This is a genomic window from Brevibacillus sp. BC25 (genome assembly GCF_000282075.1).
Taxonomy (GTDB): Bacteria; Bacillota; Bacilli; order Brevibacillales; family Brevibacillaceae; genus Brevibacillus.
In genome coordinates this window covers 24,147-42,975 of sequence record NZ_AKIX01000051.1, presented here as the reverse complement: position 1 = coordinate 42,975, position 18,829 = coordinate 24,147, and the positions used below count along the sequence as shown (strand labels likewise).

Annotated in this window: 22 protein-coding genes; 10 read left to right on the top strand and 12 right to left on the bottom strand. The window is 47.7% G+C overall.

Features of this window, described 5'->3' with window-relative positions; genetic code table 11:
• Positions 1-8 precede the first annotated feature (8 nt).
• Positions 9-593: a 3-isopropylmalate dehydratase small subunit gene (leuD, locus tag PMI05_RS15080; protein ID WP_007723069.1), complete on the bottom strand. Its 585-nt coding sequence runs from the start codon at positions 591-593 to the stop codon at positions 9-11.
• Positions 590-2,020 (bottom strand): 3-isopropylmalate dehydratase large subunit, encoded by a 1,431-nt coding sequence (gene leuC / locus PMI05_RS15075; protein ID WP_007723068.1) that lies wholly within the window; start codon positions 2,018-2,020, stop codon positions 590-592. The genes leuD and leuC overlap by 4 nt, the downstream gene beginning before the upstream one ends.
• Before the next feature lie 113 nt (positions 2,021-2,133).
• Between leuC and PMI05_RS15070 the strand changes: the two genes are divergently transcribed.
• Positions 2,134-3,021, top strand: a complete 888-nt coding sequence (locus PMI05_RS15070) for a LysR family transcriptional regulator (RefSeq protein ID WP_007723067.1) — start codon at positions 2,134-2,136, stop codon at positions 3,019-3,021.
• A gap of 28 nt (positions 3,022-3,049) precedes the next feature.
• Here the strand turns inward: PMI05_RS15070 and PMI05_RS15065 are convergent, their stop codons facing one another.
• Positions 3,050-3,739, bottom strand: coding sequence for a class F sortase (locus PMI05_RS15065; RefSeq protein ID WP_007723066.1), 690 nt, complete (start codon positions 3,737-3,739; stop codon positions 3,050-3,052).
• 31 nt (positions 3,740-3,770) lie between these two features.
• The gene (locus PMI05_RS15060) at positions 3,771-3,989 is read right to left on the bottom strand and encodes a hypothetical protein (RefSeq protein WP_007723065.1); all 219 of its coding nucleotides are present in this window, start codon (positions 3,987-3,989) and stop codon (positions 3,771-3,773) included.
• Between the two features lie 148 nt (positions 3,990-4,137).
• Between PMI05_RS15060 and PMI05_RS15055 the strand changes: the two genes are divergently transcribed.
• The 3 genes from PMI05_RS15055 to PMI05_RS15045 are packed head-to-tail and all read left to right on the top strand — an operon-like array spanning position 4,138 to position 6,605.
• Positions 4,138-4,485: a co-chaperone YbbN gene (locus tag PMI05_RS15055; RefSeq protein WP_007723064.1), complete on the top strand. Its 348-nt coding sequence runs from the start codon at positions 4,138-4,140 to the stop codon at positions 4,483-4,485.
• Positions 4,486-4,518: 33 nt separating this feature from the next.
• Positions 4,519-5,427 (top strand): RluA family pseudouridine synthase, encoded by a 909-nt coding sequence (locus PMI05_RS15050; RefSeq protein WP_007723063.1) that lies wholly within the window; start codon positions 4,519-4,521, stop codon positions 5,425-5,427.
• Between the two features lie 59 nt (positions 5,428-5,486).
• Positions 5,487-6,605, top strand: a complete 1,119-nt coding sequence (locus PMI05_RS15045; RefSeq protein ID WP_007723062.1) for a YheC/YheD family protein — start codon at positions 5,487-5,489, stop codon at positions 6,603-6,605.
• Positions 6,606-6,667: 62 nt separating this feature from the next.
• Here PMI05_RS15045 and PMI05_RS15040 read toward each other — a convergent pair whose 3' ends face one another.
• The 3 genes from PMI05_RS15040 to PMI05_RS15030 all read right to left on the bottom strand — a co-directional run bounded on the left by PMI05_RS15040 (position 6,668) and on the right by PMI05_RS15030 (position 8,515).
• Entirely contained in the window at positions 6,668-7,468 is an 801-nt protein-coding gene (locus tag PMI05_RS15040) for a VOC family protein (RefSeq protein ID WP_007723061.1), read from the bottom strand.
• Between the two features lie 84 nt (positions 7,469-7,552).
• Entirely contained in the window at positions 7,553-8,005 is a 453-nt protein-coding gene (locus tag PMI05_RS15035) for a GNAT family N-acetyltransferase (protein ID WP_007723060.1), read from the bottom strand.
• An 18-nt stretch (positions 8,006-8,023) separates the two neighbouring features.
• Positions 8,024-8,515, bottom strand: coding sequence for an 8-oxo-dGTP diphosphatase (locus tag PMI05_RS15030; protein ID WP_007723058.1), 492 nt, complete (start codon positions 8,513-8,515; stop codon positions 8,024-8,026).
• 163 nt (positions 8,516-8,678) lie between these two features.
• Between PMI05_RS15030 and PMI05_RS15025 the strand changes: the two genes are divergently transcribed.
• Positions 8,679-10,031: a D-serine ammonia-lyase gene (locus tag PMI05_RS15025; protein WP_007723057.1), complete on the top strand. Its 1,353-nt coding sequence runs from the start codon at positions 8,679-8,681 to the stop codon at positions 10,029-10,031.
• Here PMI05_RS15025 and PMI05_RS31375 read toward each other — a convergent pair.
• Positions 10,028-10,363: a hypothetical protein gene (locus PMI05_RS31375; RefSeq protein WP_007723055.1), complete on the bottom strand. Its 336-nt coding sequence runs from the start codon at positions 10,361-10,363 to the stop codon at positions 10,028-10,030. The two genes, PMI05_RS15025 and PMI05_RS31375, sit on opposite strands and share 4 nt — an antisense overlap.
• A 238-nt stretch (positions 10,364-10,601) precedes the next feature.
• Here PMI05_RS31375 and PMI05_RS15015 point away from each other — a divergent pair, with 238 nt between their 5' ends.
• On the top strand, positions 10,602-11,051 hold the full coding sequence (locus tag PMI05_RS15015) for a hypothetical protein (RefSeq protein ID WP_007723053.1): 450 nt from the start codon (positions 10,602-10,604) through the stop codon (positions 11,049-11,051).
• Positions 11,052-11,082: 31 nt separating this feature from the next.
• Here the strand turns inward: PMI05_RS15015 and PMI05_RS15010 are convergent, their stop codons facing one another.
• The 3 genes from PMI05_RS15010 to PMI05_RS15000 form a co-directional block, all read right to left on the bottom strand.
• Positions 11,083-11,604 (bottom strand): hypothetical protein, encoded by a 522-nt coding sequence (locus tag PMI05_RS15010; protein ID WP_007723051.1) that lies wholly within the window; start codon positions 11,602-11,604, stop codon positions 11,083-11,085.
• A gap of 12 nt (positions 11,605-11,616) precedes the next feature.
• Complete coding sequence (locus tag PMI05_RS15005) at positions 11,617-13,068, bottom strand: amidase family protein (RefSeq protein WP_007723050.1); 1,452 nt, start codon at positions 13,066-13,068, stop codon at positions 11,617-11,619.
• Positions 13,069-13,211: 143 nt separating this feature from the next.
• Positions 13,212-14,156 carry a rhodanese-related sulfurtransferase gene (locus PMI05_RS15000; protein ID WP_007723048.1) on the bottom strand — a complete coding sequence of 315 codons (945 nt, stop codon included), beginning with the start codon at positions 14,154-14,156 and terminating at the stop codon, positions 13,212-13,214.
• A gap of 196 nt (positions 14,157-14,352) precedes the next feature.
• Between PMI05_RS15000 and dut the strand changes: the two genes are divergently transcribed.
• Positions 14,353-14,889: a dUTP diphosphatase gene (gene dut, locus PMI05_RS14995; protein WP_007723047.1), complete on the top strand. Its 537-nt coding sequence runs from the start codon at positions 14,353-14,355 to the stop codon at positions 14,887-14,889.
• Positions 14,890-14,980: 91 nt separating this feature from the next.
• Here the strand turns inward: dut and PMI05_RS14990 are convergent, their stop codons facing one another.
• The gene (locus PMI05_RS14990) at positions 14,981-15,283 is read right to left on the bottom strand and encodes a DUF3846 domain-containing protein (protein WP_007723046.1); all 303 of its coding nucleotides are present in this window, start codon (positions 15,281-15,283) and stop codon (positions 14,981-14,983) included.
• A gap of 151 nt (positions 15,284-15,434) precedes the next feature.
• Here PMI05_RS14990 and PMI05_RS14985 point away from each other — a divergent pair, with 151 nt between their 5' ends.
• The 3 genes from PMI05_RS14985 to cysT all read left to right on the top strand — a co-directional run bounded on the left by PMI05_RS14985 (position 15,435) and on the right by cysT (position 18,817).
• Positions 15,435-16,661, top strand: coding sequence for an FAD-binding oxidoreductase (locus tag PMI05_RS14985; RefSeq protein ID WP_007723045.1), 1,227 nt, complete (start codon positions 15,435-15,437; stop codon positions 16,659-16,661).
• A gap of 227 nt (positions 16,662-16,888) precedes the next feature.
• Positions 16,889-17,950, top strand: a complete 1,062-nt coding sequence (locus PMI05_RS14980) for a sulfate ABC transporter substrate-binding protein (RefSeq protein ID WP_007723043.1) — start codon at positions 16,889-16,891, stop codon at positions 17,948-17,950.
• A 30-nt stretch (positions 17,951-17,980) separates the two neighbouring features.
• Positions 17,981-18,817, top strand: coding sequence for a sulfate ABC transporter permease subunit CysT (cysT, locus tag PMI05_RS31100; RefSeq protein ID WP_007723041.1), 837 nt, complete (start codon positions 17,981-17,983; stop codon positions 18,815-18,817).
• The last annotated feature ends 12 nt before the right edge of the window (positions 18,818-18,829 follow it).

The following is an 18,829-nucleotide window of genomic DNA, read 5'->3' as shown; positions in this document are numbered from 1 at the left end:
ATGGAAAATTAACGACTTGCTTCGTATGCAGTGATCTTATCTTCATACTGCAACGTAATTCCAATATCGTCGAGACCATTCAGTAGGCAATAACGACGATAGGAGTCTACCTCGAACGGGTAGGAGAGACCTTCACTGTCACGAACAACTTGTTCCTGCAGATCGATGGTCAGCTGGTAGTTCGGCTTGTTTTGGGTACGATTGAACAGCTCATCGACTTGCTCTTCACTCAACTTGATCGGCAGGATGCCGTTTTTGAAGCAGTTGTTGTAAAAAATGTCCGCAAAGGATGGAGCAATCACACAGCGGAAGCCATAATCAAGGAGAGCCCATGGCGCATGCTCACGAGAGGAGCCGCAGCCAAAATTGTTGCGGGCAAGAAGGACAGTAGACTCCTTGTACCCAGGTGTATTCAGAATGAACGTATCGATTGGCGCACCATCGACAGTAAAGCGCCATTCGTAGAACAGGAATTGACCAAAACCACTGCGCTCAATACGCTTCAAGAACTGCTTAGGAATAATTGCGTCCGTATCTACGTTTACACGATCGAGTGGGGCTACCACTCCGGTGTGGATGACAAATGGATTCATTGGAATACCTCCTTGCTAGCTTTCTCGCTTTTCCATTCACGTACATCGACGAAGTGACCTGCGATAGCTGCTGCTGCTGCCATTTCCGGGCTAACCAGATGCGTTCTTCCACCACGTCCTTGACGTCCTTCGAAGTTCCGGTTGGAGGTCGAAGCACAACGCTCACCCTCGGACAGGATATCCGGGTTCATCGCCAGACACATGGAGCAACCAGATTCGCGCCAGTCAAAGCCAGCTTCTTGGAAAATAAGGTGCAAGCCTTCTTGCTCAGCGAGCTGCTTAACTGCTTGAGAGCCAGGAACGACCATCGCGTGTACGGAAGGGGACACCTTGCGTCCTTTTGCTACTTCGGCTGCTTTTCGCAAGTCCTCGATCCGACCGTTCGTACAGGAGCCGATAAACACACGATCGATTTTGATATCGCTCATAGGGGTGCCAGGTGCAAGGTCCATGTATGCCAGAGCATCTTGTGCCGCTTTGCGCTGTGCGGTTGTCTCGAATGATTCAGGGTTTGGAACTGTGCTCGTAATGTTCGTACCCATACCAGGGCTCGTTCCCCACGTAACTTGCGGTGCGATCTCGGCTGCCTCGATTTCTACACAGGAATCAAACGCAGCGCCTTCGTCTGTGCACAGCTCTTTCCAAGCCTCGACAGCTGCTAGGAAATCTTCCCCTTGTGGAACGAAGCGCTTGCCTTTCAGGTAGTCAAAAGTAGTCTGGTCAGGAGCGATTAGGCCGGCACGAGCGCCACCTTCAATTGTCATGTTGCACACAGTCATGCGCTCTTCCATGGTCAGGTTGCGGATCGCAGCGCCTGTGTATTCTACGACGTAGCCAGTTGCAAAATCAGTTCCGTATTTTGCGATAATCGCCAAAATTAAATCTTTTGCACTGACACCGAATGGGAGGTCGCCGTTTACGCGTACTTCCATCGTTTTTGGTTTGGATTGCTGCAAGCATTGCGTTGCGAGTACATGCTCCACTTCGCTGGTACCAATACCGAAGGCGAGGGCACCGAATGCTCCGTGAGTGGAGGTGTGGCTGTCACCGCAGACGATTGTTTTGCCTGGATGTGTGAGCCCGAGCTCAGGACCAATGACGTGGACGATCCCTTGATCTGGGCTGTTCAGATCCGCGAGTGTTATCCCGAATTCCTCACAGTTCGCCGTCAAGGTTTCCATTTGTTGACGAGAAATCGGATCTTTGACATTAAAACGGTCAGCTGTCGGTACGTTGTGGTCCATGGTTGCGAAGGTAAGCTCTGGACGACGTACTTGGCGGCCAGCCAAGCGGAGTCCTTCGAAAGCTTGCGGCGAAGTCACCTCGTGAACCAGGTGCAGGTCGATATACAAAAGGCTCGGTTTGCCTGCCTCTTCGTGAATAATGTGATTGTCCCAAATCTTTTCAAACATCGTACGGGCTGTCATTATGTTTCCTCCTTCGTTCAAAAACTCTTAACAAGGTTGTAACATGGCAAAGAGAATAGTTCAAAGATATAATAATTATAAGAAGGATAGTTTTTGCCTATCGGGAGGTCTATATGGAGTTACGACAAATTCGTTATGTACTCGCTGTTGCGGAAGAACGCAGTTTCTCTCGGGCAGCCAATCGATTACATTTGGCCCAACCGTCGTTGAGCCAACAAATTGCGAAGCTGGAGAAAATACTCGGTGTCAGCTTGTTCCATCGCTTGCCGCAGCACGTAGAACTGACTGATGCGGGACAGCGCTTCATACAAGTGGCGCAAACCCTCGTCGACATGTCGGAGGGGCTAGAGAGGGAAATGCGAGCTTATGCCATAGGAGAAAGCGGCAAATTGCTAGTAGGAAGCTTGCCGATCACAGGGGCGTACGTGCTGCCAAGGGTGTTGCCTACGTTTACAAAGCAATTTCCCGGTGTCGAGCTGCAATTGATGGAGGACACGTCGAGTCATTTGGAGCAGCTACTCGTGCGGGGTAAAATTGATGTAAGCCTACTAACCATGCCCATCAGTGATCCGTCTTTGGAAATCATCCCCGCGATCAATGAAGAAATCTTTTTGGCTGTACCAGCCAATCATCCGCTCGCGAAACGGAAAGAAGTCGATCTCGCAGAGGTAGCCGATCAGCCTTTTATCCTGTTAAAAGAAGGACAAGGCTTCCGCACGATTTCGCTTCGGCTCTGTGAGCAGGCGGGATTCCGACCGCGAATCGTGTTTGAGAGCTCGAACATCCAGACGGCTCAGTCACTTGTTGCAGCAGGCATGGGGTTGTCGTTTGCGCCGAAAATGATTACGCTCGCACCCGGAACGATCGAACCGCCAATTTATGTGCGGATAAAAACAAAACCTTCTCGCACACTCGTTGTGGCGTATCGAAAGGACAAACCGCTGTCACGTCCGGCTGAAGCGTTTGTGCAATGTCTCATCGAGCAGGGTGGAAAAATATAAAAACAAACAAGAAACCCAGTCGCCGCAATCATTTGCGCACACTGGGTTTTTTATCTTGCGACTCTGTATCCTGCACAAGTTCGGAAAAGACGACTAGCCTTCGAGCATGTTCCTGTGTTTTCTTGTTAAATTTTCCAGAGCAGGTAATTAAATTCAGATGGGAGCGCTCTGCATTCCCAAAAATCTGATCGATGGTGGCTTCGGCAGTCTGGAAGCTTTCTACTCTACGAACCTGGAAGGTAAGCGTTCTTCCTTTTGCTTCACGCACCGTGATTTTGTCACCAGGCTTTAGTTTTTTCAGATGGTAAAAAACAGCTGGACCCGTATAATGATCGAAATGACCGGCGATCACTGCATTCCCCTTCATCCCGGGCTTCGTCCATGGCGCCAAAATACCCACGCGATCAAAAGCCTTTGGGACGTCCATTTGCCCATTCGGTAAAACGCCGACCGGTTCTACACGAGCTTGCAGGTTCAGTTTTGGAATATGTAGAAGTGATGGCATGATTCCGTCTGGAAGAGGAGGGGCAGGAAGGAACGTCGGTTGAGGTGGCAGCGAAGGACCATAAACGGTAACCGTTCGTTTGATTAGGATGGGCCCTGCTGGTTTTAGCATCGTATTCGTGATTTTTGGCGCTTCGACTGGTTGTTTAGCTGTATGACCGCAACCAATTGTAACCAAACTAATGAATAGAAGGAAACCCAGTAGTTTTTTCATAGATCGCAAAGAAAAGGGGGAAGATCCCCCTTTAATTGCTTGCCCCACCCATACCAGTTTTCGGCATAGCCTTGATATGAACTTTGCCTTTATGTGCTTTGGTTTTCATATGGTGAGCTTTGGTCTTCATATGATGCGCTTTTGTTTGTACCTTGTGGTGTTTTTTGTGACCGTCATGTGTCGCAGCAGATACAGGAATTGCAGTAGTTACCAAGCATGCAACCATCAACAAAGCAGCGAATTTCTTCATGTAGCACCTACCTTAAGAGTTATTGGCTTACAACCAATAGGATTTCCGATTGTTGTTTTGTTAGTGATGGCAATTGTTTCTCCTAAACGTCCCAAACAGCTCGCGCCTGTGGTACACTATTTCCAAATCATTCTGGGAGGAAGATAACATGAGAGAAATTAAGACAGAAGCTGAATTCGAGCAAGTAATCGCAGCAACCAAGCCAGTCATTGTCAAATTCTTCACGGATTGGTGCCCAGATTGCCATCGTATTGATCCATTCATGCCTGCCGTGGAAGAAAAATACAAAGAAGAGTTGGACATGATTGAAGTCAACCGTGATACTCTCCCGGACTTGTCCCAAAAGTACGATGTCTTCGGGATTCCGAGCTTTATTGCGTTCCATAATGGAAAAGAACTGGTTCGCTTTGTTAGCAAGCTCGGAAAGAATCGTGAGGAGATCGAGCATTTCCTGGACCGTGCGATTCAAGTCAGTAAAGGACTCGAGCAAGCGTAATTGCATGAACATAGAACAGGGAGATAGACAGAAATGTTATTCATGAAAAAAGAAGGAGAATGGCTCGTTGCTCACTTACGAAACGAAGATGATGCCATTCCGATTGGGAACCTGCTGCGCGAAGAGTGGAAGCTGCCTCGCAAGCAGGTCCATCTTTTATTCCAACACAAAGAAGTACTACTGGATGGCGCACCTGTTGCTCAGTATGTTGTGGGAAAAGTAGGGCAGGAAGTTCGCCTGCGGATGTGCAAGCCTGAGCCATTGGGGCTTGATCCGGCTAGTGAAGCTCCAGAGGTCTTGTACGAGGATGATCATTTGCTCATCGTGAATAAGCCGGTTGGCCTTTTGTTACATCCGACCGAACGATATCATCATGTGACGTTGGATCATCTCGTGTCGGGGCACTTTTTCCGTACAGGTTTGGAAGCAAAAGTCCGCCATGTCCATCGGCTGGATCAAGATACGTCAGGCGTCGTTCTGTATGCGAAGCATGCGTGGGCTTCTGCACTGTTAGATGAAATGCTGCGTGAGCGCACAATCAAGCGTACATATGTCGCGTATGTTTCGGGACAAATGCCCAAAGAGCGCGGGAAAATCAATGAGCCAATCGGAAAAGATCGGAATCATGGGACGCGCAGAAGGGTCACACCAAACGGCGATCCAGCGATTACCCATTACCAGGTGAAAGAACGTTTTCCAACAGCTACGAAAGTAGAATGTCAATTGGAGACGGGGAGAACCCATCAAATTCGCGTTCACTTCAGTCATATTGGGCACACGCTTTTAGGGGATGAACTGTATGGTGGCAAGCGTGAACTCATTAAGCGACAAGCGCTGCACGCAGCCGTGCTCAAATTTGTGCATCCATTCGGGGGGGAAGTCATCGAAGTCACGGCTCCGTTGCCACTCGATCTGTTTCACTTGGAAAAGAAGCTGAGATAATCGCCATTTGACTACGGACTGAATAAACTGCCAAGGAGGAAACGAGAGAGGGTGGTCTTTTGAAACGACCCATAATCGGCATCTTGACTTGGCGGGAAGGCAAACGCTTTGCAGAGCCAACCTATTTTCGGCGATTATTCAAGGCTGGACAAGAACTAGGCTGTACCGTTTTCTTGTTTTCACCAAATGATGTTCTTGGAGCCGGCAGGCAGGTGAGAGGGTATGTCCCGGGGAGCAATGGTGGCTGGCAAGCAAGGATATTTGACCGTCCAGACGCTGTATTTGACCGATACCGCTATACACCGACACAAGCGTTTAAGAACTATGTGGCCTTTCGGCGGACGAGTAATTTTTTGTATGCAAACAATCGCTTGGCAAACAAATGGCGTGTACATGAGGTGCTGCATCGGGACCCCAGAATGCATCGCTGGCTTCCGGAGACCCACCTCTATAACCGCCAAAGCCTGGTCAACATGCTAGGGAAGCATCCATTGCTCTACGTAAAGCCACTCAATGGAACAGGGGGACGAAACATCTTGTCCATTGAAAAGCGTGGCGACGTACTTCGACTGCTCGGCCGAAATAAGCAAAGGGCGAAAGTATCCACAGTAGTAAGAGACAAAGCCGCTGCCCAGAGATGGGTAGATCGTTGGACGAGACAGGAGAAATACATCGTTCAACAAGGTCTTCGTTTGCAGCTGGTTCCTTCGCGTGCAGTAGACATGCGCCTCTTGATTCAAAAGAATGGGCAGGGTGAATGGAGCATTACAGGTCATGGAATTCGCGTAGGTCCAGAACGCAGTGCCACCTCTAATCTGCATGGAGGTGGAGAAGCTATCCCAGTTTCGGTATTTCTCCGACCGAGGTTTGGGGAGGAGCGCACTGCGCAGATCGTGGGTGATTGCGAACAGCTCGCTTTTCAAACAGCGGAAACACTCGAGGATCATTTTGGACGGATGGTTGAATTTGGACTGGATATTGGCATCGATGTAGATGGTCGCGCTTGGCTGATCGAAGTGAATCCCAAACCAGCTCGGGAAATTTTCCGGGAGATGGGGGCAACGGGGCAGTACAAGAATGCCATTACTCGACCGCTTGAATATGCTATCTACCTTGCAAAAACACAAGGACGCGAAGGTCGCGAGCCACTTTTGAAGAGAAAGGTCGCCAGAGGATAGCGTGAAAGCAGGACAGCGACAGTCAGGGACACGTCTGAAGTCCTCGTCTGCCGCTGTATTTGTTAGGTGGAGATAGAAAGTGGTAATTGCAATTTGCTCGGGATGTCAGGGGCGTAATCGGGTGTATAGATAACAGAAAACGAGTATCCTTCCCGGACGAACGTAAGCTCATTGGCATCCGAATGGAAGAGGACATTACTTTTTTCAAAGCGTCTCCGCACTTTTTGCAGGAACGTTTGGTCAGGTGTTCCAAAAGTGACGTGCATTTTCGGTGGTAACGCTTTCATCGCAATGGGAATCCAAGGCCTGTTTTTCCATGTGGCTACAATATGTGCCGTTCCCCCGATGACGAAGTTAAAAATTTCGCCATCTTCGTATGTCTTCATGCTTATATTCGATTTTAGCCATTGCGTAAAAACAGGCACACTTTCTACGGGACAGCCCACTTCTCGTAAATACAGAATGTGCAGGGGAGTGGATGGCTCGACGACCTCTTCTGACACATAATCGTGGGCAATAATCTCAAGAAGATTCCCGTCTCCATCGCGGAAATACAGGTTCATCCGCCCTTTTTCCAGATCAATGTCATGTCCATCCTCCCATCGAACAAGCAAAAGACCAGATTCTTTGATCTTTTTCGCTGATTCATGAAACAGGGAATAAGGCACTTGAAAAGCAATATGGGCGGGGGAAATCGGATTATACACTTCTTCAAAGGTTAAGCGAAAATCGGGTGTGACTTGAAACGTAATCTGTTTGTCTGTTTGAGATGAAACCGGAAAGCCGAGACGGTCTGCGTAAACCTGGTGTACCCCTTGGATGGACACCGTTTGTAAGGTTAATTTAGAAAAATGCGTGATCACCTGGCCTCACCTTTCCCTATAAAAAGATAACATAATATAAATTATGTATACTCATTCGGTTTACACTGTTTCTAGACAAACTTCTCAAATATCTTGAGAGAGGCGAACCATATCTACCACCTGTATCCCGTTTTCGTAAATCTCTTCCTCATAATGTCGCAAGAAAAAGTCCCGATCGATCCAATTTATACGAAATCCACATTTTTGATAAAGGGCGAGCTGACCCACGCTAGAATTCCCTGTGCCGACCTCGATTGTCTTATAACCGAGAGATTTGCCTACTTCAATGGAATGAAGAACGAGCTTTTTGCCAATGCCCTTGCCTTGATGGGCCTCGTCGACGGCAACATTCACGAGTTCAATCGTATCCGGTCTGGTTGGAATCAAGACGTAGACGCCTACGATGCTATCCTCCAGAACAGCGACATAGCATTGACCTCTTTGTAAATAATCTTGTACCAATCTGACAGAGGGGTCAGCCAATAAGAGTAAATCCATTGGTGGTTGTTCTTGTGCTGCAAGCTTGCGAATTTTCATCTGTGTTTCTCCTCCGATTCAAGTTGTAACCGGCTTTGGCAATGGAGCTGTTTCATAGTTGACAACCTGGTTATTTTCGTATGTAAAGATATGCTGACATGGATCAGCCTCTTCCAACATGTATGGTAAAAACTTGGGAAGGTTTTCTGGGACGCCAGCATTGTCCGGGTCTAAGATCCACGCTAGATCTTTCCAGTCAAGTATGCCTTCTTCCACTACCTGTGGGGTTTGAGAGCGCTCGTAGTCTTCTGGAAGATGAGCGAGAAATGCATACATACCGCCCGTTTCTATTCCATCGACTAGCCAAGAGACAATTCCTTTGTAGCAAGCGGTTTCTAGCAAAATGCCTGTCTCTTCCCGAACCTCACGAAGAACACTCTCCAGTGGAGTCTCTCCGTGCTCTAGCTTACCGCCTACGCCGTTCCATAGCCCCATCAACGGTGATTTGTTGCGATTCAGCATGAGTATTCCATTTCTATGTTTGAGAAAGCATATGGTATAGCGATACATGTTATCACTTTCCTTTTTGTTACAGTCGACTTCGTTAACACGACCATTGTATCAAATGAGTGGATTCATCTGTAATTTTTATTTGGTTTTTCGAGAGAAGTTTCGTAATATTTCGTTATAATAACAAAGAAGAGTGGAAGGAAGAATAGGGGGCTCGTTCAAGATGGGAAACAATGAAAAGGTGGAAGGGCTAACAATGGAGGAGTGGAAAACGAAATATCCGCTTCTTCCTAACATGATGGAGACGGATGAAGTTTTCTGGACGAACCCTAGCTATGGTGAGATCGCAAAAGCAACTCTCTCCGTTACGCCAGAGGAAGTCCAGGATGCCGAAGAACGCTTGCGGCGTTTTGGTTCGTTCATTCAAGTGGCTTTTCCCGAGACAAGAGAAGCTGGTGGACTGATCGAGTCCCCACTCGTTCCGATAAAAGAGATGCAAAAGCACCTAGAGTCTCGCTTTGCGTCGGATATACAGGGGAATCTCTGGTTAAAATGCGACAGCCATTTGCCTATTGCCGGTTCCATCAAGGCCCGTGGCGGCATCTACGAGGTGCTGGCACATGCAGAAGAATTGGCCCAAAAGCATCAGATGCTGCAACCGGACAAAGAATATGCTATTTTGGCTTCGGATGCGTTCCGGGAACTGTTTTCCCGTTATTCCATTGCGGTAGGTTCGACAGGAAATCTCGGTTTGAGCATCGGGATCATTAGCGCGAAGCTCGGTTTTCAAGTCACTGTACACATGTCAGCTGATGCCAAATCATGGAAAAAGGAATTGCTGCGGGCAAAAGGGGTCCAGGTTGTGGAGTACGCATCGGATTACGGAAAAGCGGTGGAAGAGGGCAGGAAGCAGGCAGAAGCCGATCCGAACTGCTATTTCATCGATGATGAGAACTCCAAGCGATTATTCCTCGGCTATGCAGTAGCAGCAAAACGACTGAAAAGGCAGCTAGAGGAACAACAAATAAAAGTAGATTGTGATCACCCTCTCTTCGTCTACCTGCCGTGTGGGGTTGGTGGGGGTCCTGGTGGTGTAGCGTACGGGTTAAAGCTTATTTATGGGGACAATGTTCATTGCTTTTTTGCGGAACCAACTCATTCTCCGTGCATGCTGCTTGGTTTAATGACAGGCCTCCATGACAAAGTCTCCGTTCAAGATTTCGGGATAGATAACAAGACTGAGGCAGATGGTCTGGCAGTTGGTCGACCTTCCCGATTTGTAGGAAAAATGATGGAGGACTTGCTGAGTGGCGTGTTTACAGTGGACGACGAAGAGCTATACACTTTGTTGCGTGCCTTGCGCGATAACGAATCCATTCGATTGGAGCCTTCAGCATTGGCTGGCATGCCAGGACCTGCTAGATTGTTTCAACAAGAGACTGGGCGTCACTATTTGGCGAAGCAAGGTCTAACGGAAAAAATGAAAAACGCGACTCACATCGTATGGGCGACGGGTGGGAGTATGGTGCCGGAGAAAATCCAGGATGAGTACTATGCGAAAAGTCTGAAAGCCTAAATCGATACAGATACATAATGTCCTTGAAGGAAAGCCCGGATCACTCCTCCGGGCTTTTGTTCATTCATTTCAAAGTCTTCTGCGTCTTGAAAATAATAAACGTAGGTCTTCTTACCTCGGAAATCTGATGCGGCGGCAAGAGGAGTCCTTCTGGCGTTCTTCGCAAACTGTCCGCCACCACAACCGAGGTCGAGTACACGCAATCCTTTTAGGGAGGGGAGACAACCGCGAAAAGCAGGCTGTTCGATAATATCATTCTCCGATTCATCCGACAGAAGGAGCTTTTGATAGTCCTGACAAAAATCCAGTTGATCATACAGATTTTGTTTCATCGCATATCACCCGTTTCCATTTTTTCTCGGATTCCTATTATGGATAAAAGATGATCATGGTGTCAATTATTCGTTTAAAACGATTGAAAATGGGAGCAGGAGTTTGCTTTTTTTACGAGAATAAGTGAGAGACAACCCATTTTTGCGATTCCGTCCGCTTTGCTGTGACGGTTTTTTTCTGTTAGAAGATTTGGTTTCGGTATTTTTTGGCGAGACTGAAATCGAAGGAGGGATAAACATGGACCAAATACTTCAACTGATCAAAGATTACTGGCCGATTGCGCTAGCTGTCATAATCATTATCATGGCTGCCCAATGGGTGGTACGAAGTATCATTCGGATTATTTCGCTTGCTGCTATTATTGGTGTTGTGCTCGTGTTGTTTTTCCAATTCAGTCCTGAAGAAGTGATCCAAATGGGACGTCAAGCAGCCGTAGCTACACAGGAAGTCGTCGATAAGACGATTACACCAGTCTTAGACAAAGAGCTAAAGGATGCCGATATTTCCTTCAAGGAAGACGGAACCTATGAAGTGAAGACAACGAGTATTCGTATCGTAGGCAAAAAAGGCGAATCCAAAGCGACAGTTTATTACAAGGATGAAGAATGGGAAGTAAATATCGGTCAATTGAGCAAGCTGTTCCAGGATCGACTAGGTAAAGCGGAGCAAGAAAGCAAGACGATGTAGAAAGGGAAAAACGCATGGGCCTAAAAAGGTCTCATGCGTTTTTTGCTGGATAGGCGAGTACTTCTTTTACCCATGTATCTAGCAGATGCTGATATTCTTCGCTCGTTTTAATTCCAGGGGCTGAGGCAAATTGTTTTTCGAGTGGGAGCGTGCGTAGTTTTTTAGAGAATCTCCTCTCGATATCATCTTCATCTTCCAATAGCAAATATACGACATCTTCCAAGGAGCGAAAGTTCGTAACGCTATACTCGATTCCATTCATCGTCGTTTGAAAATGACCGTGAGTATAGTGGCAAAGGATGAAAGTGAAATTTAGGTTGTTTATGATTTCCAAAAATCTGTTCAAAAACGCTGGTTCCACCATGATACACTCTAGCCTACGGTGTGGATCATGAGAGTGATTGATGTGGAATTCTGGAATAATTTCGATAAAGTCCTGCTGTCGTTCAGGACTGGCTTTGTCATAGTAATCATCGTTGAATTTGCGAATGATTTTCTTCAGGTGTTTGAAAGGGATTGCTGTACCAAGAAAAAGTCCGTAATATCGGTTCATTCTGTGCTTCCTTTACGCTTTCGTCATATTCGGAGCTACACGCAGTCGAGTTGCTTGTTCATAAGCGTAGGCCAGGCGAAGAAGAGTAGGTTCCTGAAATGCCAAGCCCGTCAGCATGATGCCAAATGGCTTGCCCGCAGAAGTATAGCCAGCTGGAACCGTAATCGAAGGGTAACCTGCTTTGGCTGGGATAGCATAACCCGTACTGCCGGGGTACAAGAGAGCATCGAGTTCGTGCTCCTTCATGACAGCATCAAGGCCTTGTTTCTGTGACATTTCCAAATCGAACAGGCGATTAGCTAGATACTCCGGCTCCGTCAGTGTACCACTTGTTTGCTCAGATTCTTCCAGCAGCTCTTGCCCGTAAAGCAGGGCTTGTTCTTCATGCGCCCGATTAAAAGCAATGACATCCTGTAAGGAGCGGATCGGGTAGGAGGCCGGTAAGGTTTTTAAGTACGCATTTACACCGACCTTGAATTCATGTACGAGAACATGTCTGTCCCACTCGGCATTTTCTGTCGGAATCGTGACCGCATCTATGACAGTTGCGCCAGCCTCTTTGAGCTTTTCAATAGCTGCTTCATACAAGGCGATTTCTTCGGCTTCACACTCAGCCAAAAACCTGGAGCGTACAACGCCGATGCGCGCACCTCGCAATCCATCTGTATCGAGGAAGGGGAGGTAATCGGTATGGCCTAGACCTTCGCTTTTTCCAGTCACCGGATCATTTGCATCTATGCCAGTAAGCACACCCAGCAAAATAGCTGCATCTGTCACGGTTCTCGCCATCGGTCCGGCTGTGTCTTGGCTATGGGAAATCGGGATGATACCCGAACGGCTGATTAAGCCAACGGTAGGTTTGATTCCCACGAGCGAATTTTGCTCCGCTGGGTGGAGAATCGACCCGGAAGTCTCCGTACCGACTGCGACAACGGCAAATCCTGCGGCAATCGCAGCAGCCGAACCCGAGCTAGACCCGCCGACATCCAGTACACCAGGACCGTATGGGTTCAACACTTTTCCACCGCGCGAGCTGTAGCCATCTGGCATGTAATTGGAGACATAGTTAGCCCATTCCGTAAGATTTGTTTTCCCTAAAAGGACGGCGCCCGCCTCTCGGAGCCTTGTCACAACATATGCATCCGCAGAGGCAAACGAATCAGCTAAAGCTAGAGCTCCAGCCGTCGTGTGCATCTTGTCAGATGTCGCAATGTTATCCTTGATCAGTACAGGGATACCGTGAAGCGGCCCGCGACTGCCTGACACTGCTCGTTCCCGATCCAGTGACTCTGCGATCGCCAGTGCATCTGGATTTAGCTCACAAATGGCATTGATTTGGATGCCTTGTTTGTTGTAGGTGGCAATCCGCTGTAAAAAGGAGAGGGTCAATTCCCGAGAAGTCGTAGTTCCAGCTGTCATTGCAGCTTGCCATTCGAGAATGCTCGTTTCTTGAATCACTGACATAATGTATCCCCTTTTACGAATGATTTGATTTTTATTATAGTACCAAATTCAGGGAAAGGGAAAGAGAGGGGAGTGTGAGCCTTTTGTCTATAAAAAACAAGCTGACTCTACGAGAGAATCAGCTTGTTTGTGTTTGGATAAAATTATGCGTTTGATCCAGCAGCTTGCAGCTTCGCTTTTTCTTCCGCTTCTACATAACGGTTGCGAGGGTGCTCGCGGCATTCATCAGAGCAAGAACGCTTGAATTTTGTCTCACATTCTGTGCAGCAGAAGTGCTGTTTGTTGCAGAATGGGTTGGCGCAGTTGAGATAGCGGTCTTCCACAGTACCGCAGTAATGGCAACGGCCAATTACAACGTCTTCTTCTGTATGGTTGATCGGTATGGAGATGCGCTCGTCAAACACGTAGCATTTTCCATCCCACAGGCGCCCTTGGACTTCTGGATCTTTTCCATACGTGACAATCCCGCCCTCAAGATGGTAAACATTTTCAAAACCTTGTTGCAGCAGTACACCTGTCAGCTTTTCGCAACGAATACCGCCTGTGCAGTAGGTGAGGACTTTTTTATCCTTGAACTGGCTCATGTTTTCACGAATCCACTCAGGGAACTCACGGGATGAATCCACTTCAGGGCGAATCGCACCACGGAAATGTCCCAAATCGTATTCGTAGTAGTTGCGACCGTCGAGGATCACGACGTCTTCTTCCTGCATCATTTCGTGCCACTCTTTTGGATTCAGATAGGTGCCGACTAGTTTATTCGGATCAACATCTTCCTCCAAACGCCAGGTTACAAGCTCTTGTTTCGGGCGCACAAACATTTTTTTGAACGCATGTTCTTCCGACTCATCTATTTTAAACCACATATCACTAAAACGTGGATCTTTTCGCATATATTCCATGTAGGCGTCGGTTTGCTCAATCGTTCCGGATACGGTTCCATTAATTCCTTCCGGAGCTACGATAATCCGCCCTTTCAGCCCGTTATCCTTACAAAATTGCAAGTGCTCGGCTGCGTACTCCTCATAATTTTCAATAGGAGTATACTTGTAATACAACAAAATGCGATATGGTTTTTGTACTTGCAAGGTACAATTCCACCTTTCTTTTTCAATTGTGATTTTAGATGCAACGGTGATTATATCACATTCCATTGTTAAAAGCGCTGAAAAAGAAAGGGATTTGTGAGGTTTTTATGAAAAACGGTGCTTCTTGCTGGAAGTGGACGCATCCTGTACACTATGAATGGTATTCAGCTGACAGGCTATAGAGGAGAGACATTACATGAACATGACAAATGAGCGCCTGGTTACACAGGTGAAAATTAAAAAGCTCCACCAAGACGCCGTGATCCCAGCGTACGCGAGAGCAATGGACGCGGGCTTTGATCTGGTCGCGGTAGAGGATACATTGATTGCCCCTGGCCAATCTGCAAAGGTTCCAACTGGCTTAGCGTTCGCGCTTCCAGAAGGATTTGAATTGCAAGTGCGTCCTCGCTCCGGGATCAGTGCAAAAACAAAGCTGCGCTTGTCCAATGCCCCTGGCACTGTTGATGCAGGCTATCGCGGTGAAGTATGCGTCCTGATGGATAACATTCGAATCGCATCCGGAAAAAGTGGCCAGGTATGTCTGGGCGCTAGCGAAAATGAAGTAACCGTTGAACAAGAAGTCGATGCACATAGCTACCTGATCAAAAAAGGGGACCGGATTGCACAGGGCGTCATTGCAATCGTTCCAGTCGCGCAGTTCGAAGTAGTCGATGAGCTGGATGAGACAGAAAGAGGAGCGGGCGGCTTCGGTAGCAGCGGAATCAAGAGCTAATTCAATCGAGTAAAAATACAAGACCCCTGATCATCGGCCGTGTAAATGGACTTGAGCTGATACGTCAGGGGTCATTGTTTTGATCAAATCCTCATCCTTTGGCGGATAAAAACTGGTCAATTCTCGAAAGATCGTCAGCTGTCAGTGAACGTCCATCTGTTTTGACGAATACGCAAGGTCCATAGATCCAGTCTAAAAAACCGTCTGATGTGATGGGGAAATTGTTCGCTTGTACCCCGCGGGCATCTTCATTCACAACGAGGGAGATTCCATCCAGATGGTCATCTTCCACTACCTCATAGTCACCATCCACCAGCTCCTGTAGTTCATCCGTCCCAGCGATTTCTCGAACGACTGCATTTTCATGCGGAAGCTTTACGTATACCGTAGTCAAGCACAATCACTCCTTCTGACATCCATCATAACGTATCACCAATGAATTGTGCGATAGGGGAGCGGATGCCTGTTGGCGTGTTGGTTATCCTAATGGTTGAGAATTGAAGTAACGTCCGTATTGATACTTTCAGCCTGAGGGGGACATGCTGATGATATTCGTGACCGGAAAACTGTATTGGCCAGAAACATTGCCAGCGCCACCCCTATATCCCGCTCTGACCGAGGATGTGAAGTGTGATGTCCTGATCATTGGTGGCGGAGAGGCAGGAGCACTCGTTTCCTATTATTTGAAGCAGCATGAAATCGACGTCATCCTTGTGGATAAACGGCGTGTGAGCGGAGGCAGTAGCAGCGCTAACACGGGTTTGTTGCAAATATGCAACGATAAAACATTGACAGCCTGTATCCATTCTTTCGGTGAGCCAAAAGGAGTTCGTTTTTACGAACTGACGCGGCAGGCTGTTGATGAATTGGAAAAAATCTCTGGGCAGCTAGACCAATCTCCAGATTACATAAGGCGTGACAGCCTGTACTATGCCAGTGAACCAGCCGATGCGGAGAGCTTGCGGATAGAGTACCAGTTATTGAAGAAGTACGGCTTTCCAGTCACGTATTTCGATCGACCGGATATAGAGAAGCGATTCTCCTTTTCGAAGGCAGGGGCTATTTATTCCAAGGGAGATGCGGAGTTCAATCCATACAAATTTGCCAACGGTGTAATCGCCCACTCTGTGAAAAAAGGGATGCGCGTATACGAAAACACGGAAGTCGTGCATCAAAAAGTGCAGGAAGGAGGGCTTTTGGTTTATACCAAAAGTGGTCACACAATCAAGTGCAGGCGTGCCGTGTTTGCCACTGGCTACGAAGCACAAACCATGAAGCGTAATGCCAACGCTGTGATTGCCAGTTCGTTTTCCATCGTGACCAATCAAGTCGAAGCGCTTACGGGTTGGCCGCATGCATGTTTAATCTGGGAAACAGCCCGTCCCTATTTGTATATCCGTACTTGTTCAGAAGGGAGAATCATTGTCGGAGGACTTGATGAGCCCTTGAACGACTTGCAAAAGAGGGATGCTTCTAGTCTGAAGAAGCGGGATCAATTGCTTGCAAAGATTCAAGAGTTATTTCCACAGATTCCAATGCGAGCCGAATATTATTGGGGAGCGACTTTTGTCGAAACCCATGACGGACTCCCGCTGTTTGGGGAGCAGGAGGGCTATCCACACTGCTTGTTCACACTAGGCTACGGTGGGAACGGAACCGTCTATTCGACCATCGGCGCGCAAATCATCAGTGGTCTGATTATACAAGGAAGTCATTCGGACGCCGGTCTTTTTGCTTTTGACCGGAAGAAATATGCCAGTGTCACAGTTTGATCGAAAAAGCTTTCCCATTCAACGGGAAGGCTTATTTTTTTGAAAATGTCAGAACGGTCGGGCCCAAATTTGCTGGATGGGCAAGTAACATTTGAACGTGGCCTACCTGCCTAGCATAGGGTAGATGGAAATATCGTTGACAGGAATGAAAAGGCAGGTATAATCTTCAATAACAGAGTATTCCGAGTAAAATACTATAGATTAAAAGAGGAGTGAAGGTTAGCTGTATGAAAACCACGAAAGGCAAGGTCCAGACGATCCTGCAACGCGTAGGAATCGTTGCTATGGCGGCTGCTATGGCAGGCTGCTCGGCTACCGCACCAGCAGAAACAGGTAATGGAGCGGCGGGCAGCAACTCTACGGTAGAGCTGCTCAATGTTTCCTACGATCCGACGCGAGAGTTTTACCAAGATATCAACAAGGAGTTTGCCTTAGAGTGGCAACAAAAGACAGGTCAAACAGTGACGATCAAGCAATCACATGGCGGGTCAGGCAAGCAATCCCGCTCCGTCATTGATGGTTTGGAAGCAGATGTAGTCACCCTAGCCCTCGCCTATGATATTGACGCGATTGCCGAACGCGGTCTGATTCCTGCCGATTGGCAAAAGAAGCTCTCGGACAACAGCTCGCCTTACACCTCCACGATTGTGTTTCTCGTGCGAAAAGGCAATCCGAAGCAAATCAAAGATTGGGATGATTTGATCAAGCCTGGTATTTCCGTGATCACACCGAACCCGAAAACGTCTGGGGGAGCTAGATGGAATTACTTGGCTGCTTGGGGTTATGCCTTGAAGACAAATGGAGGAGATGAAGCGAAGGCACAAGAATTCGTGGCACAATTGTTTAAAAATGTACCTGTCCTCGATTCTGGGGCGCGTGGTTCGACCACTACTTTTGTCGAGCGTGGTATTGGGGATGTGCTGATTGCATGGGAAAACGAAGCGTATCTCGCGGTCAATGAACTAGGGAAAGACAAGTTTGAGATTGTGAATCCGTCCGTGAGCATTTTGGCTGAACCGCCTGTAACCATCGTTGACAAATACGCTGACAAGCACAAGACAAGAGAAGTAGCAGAAGCATACCTTCAGTTCCTGTATACCAAAAAAGGCCAAGAGCTCGCTGCCAAGCATTACTATCGTCCACGTTCACAGGAAGTACTCAAAGCACATAAACCCGCATTCCCTGACATCCAATTGTTTACCATTGATGAGTTGTTTGGTGGCTGGACGAAAGCACAAAAGACTCATTTTGCAGATCAAGGCGTCTTCGATCAGCTTTATAAACCGTAGACTTACACTTTCCTCAGAGGAGTTACCTTCATGAGAAAATCATTCCGCAACAGAGGGTTTTTGCCAGGCTTTGGCATGACCATGGGCTATACCATCATCTACCTGAGTCTTCTGGTGCTGATCCCTCTGTCTGTCTTGTTTTTAAAAGCTTCGACGATGAGTTGGGAGCAATTCATAGGGACGATTATGGATACGAGGGTCCTTGCCTCCATTCGTGTGAGTATTATGACTTCTTTTTTCGCGGCTTGTCTCAATGCAGTGTTCGGAGTCTTGGTGGCATGGGTGTTGGTACGCTATCAGTTTGCAGGGAAGCGGATCATTGACGGTATAGTTGATCTGCCATTTGCTTTACCTACCGCTGTAGGCGGGATTGCCTTGACTTCTATTTACGCTGAAAATGGCTGGATCGGGCAGTACCTGGCGGAGTGGGGGATCACGGTAGCGTACACCCCCATCGGTATTTGGGTTGCACTAACATTCATCGGTCTTCCTTTTGTCGTCAGAACCGTCCAGCCTGTGTTACAGGATTGGGATTTGCAAATGGAGGAAGCGGCGGCTACGTTGGGCGCTACTCGATGGAATACATTTTGGCGGGTGGTTTTGCCGCATCTGTTACCGGCGATCATTACGGGATTTGCGCTCGCCTTTGCCAGAGCACTGGGTGAGTATGGCTCCGTCGTGTTCATCTCCGGGAACATGCCATTGAAAACAGAGATTGTGCCTCTCTTGATTATGACCAAGCTGGAACAGTTTGACTATGCAGGCGCTACGGCAATTGCAACGGTCATGCTAGTGATTTCCTTTATCATGCTTTTGATCATCAACTACTTGCAATGGAAAATCAATAAATTCGATGCGGCCCGTTAGGAGGTATCACGT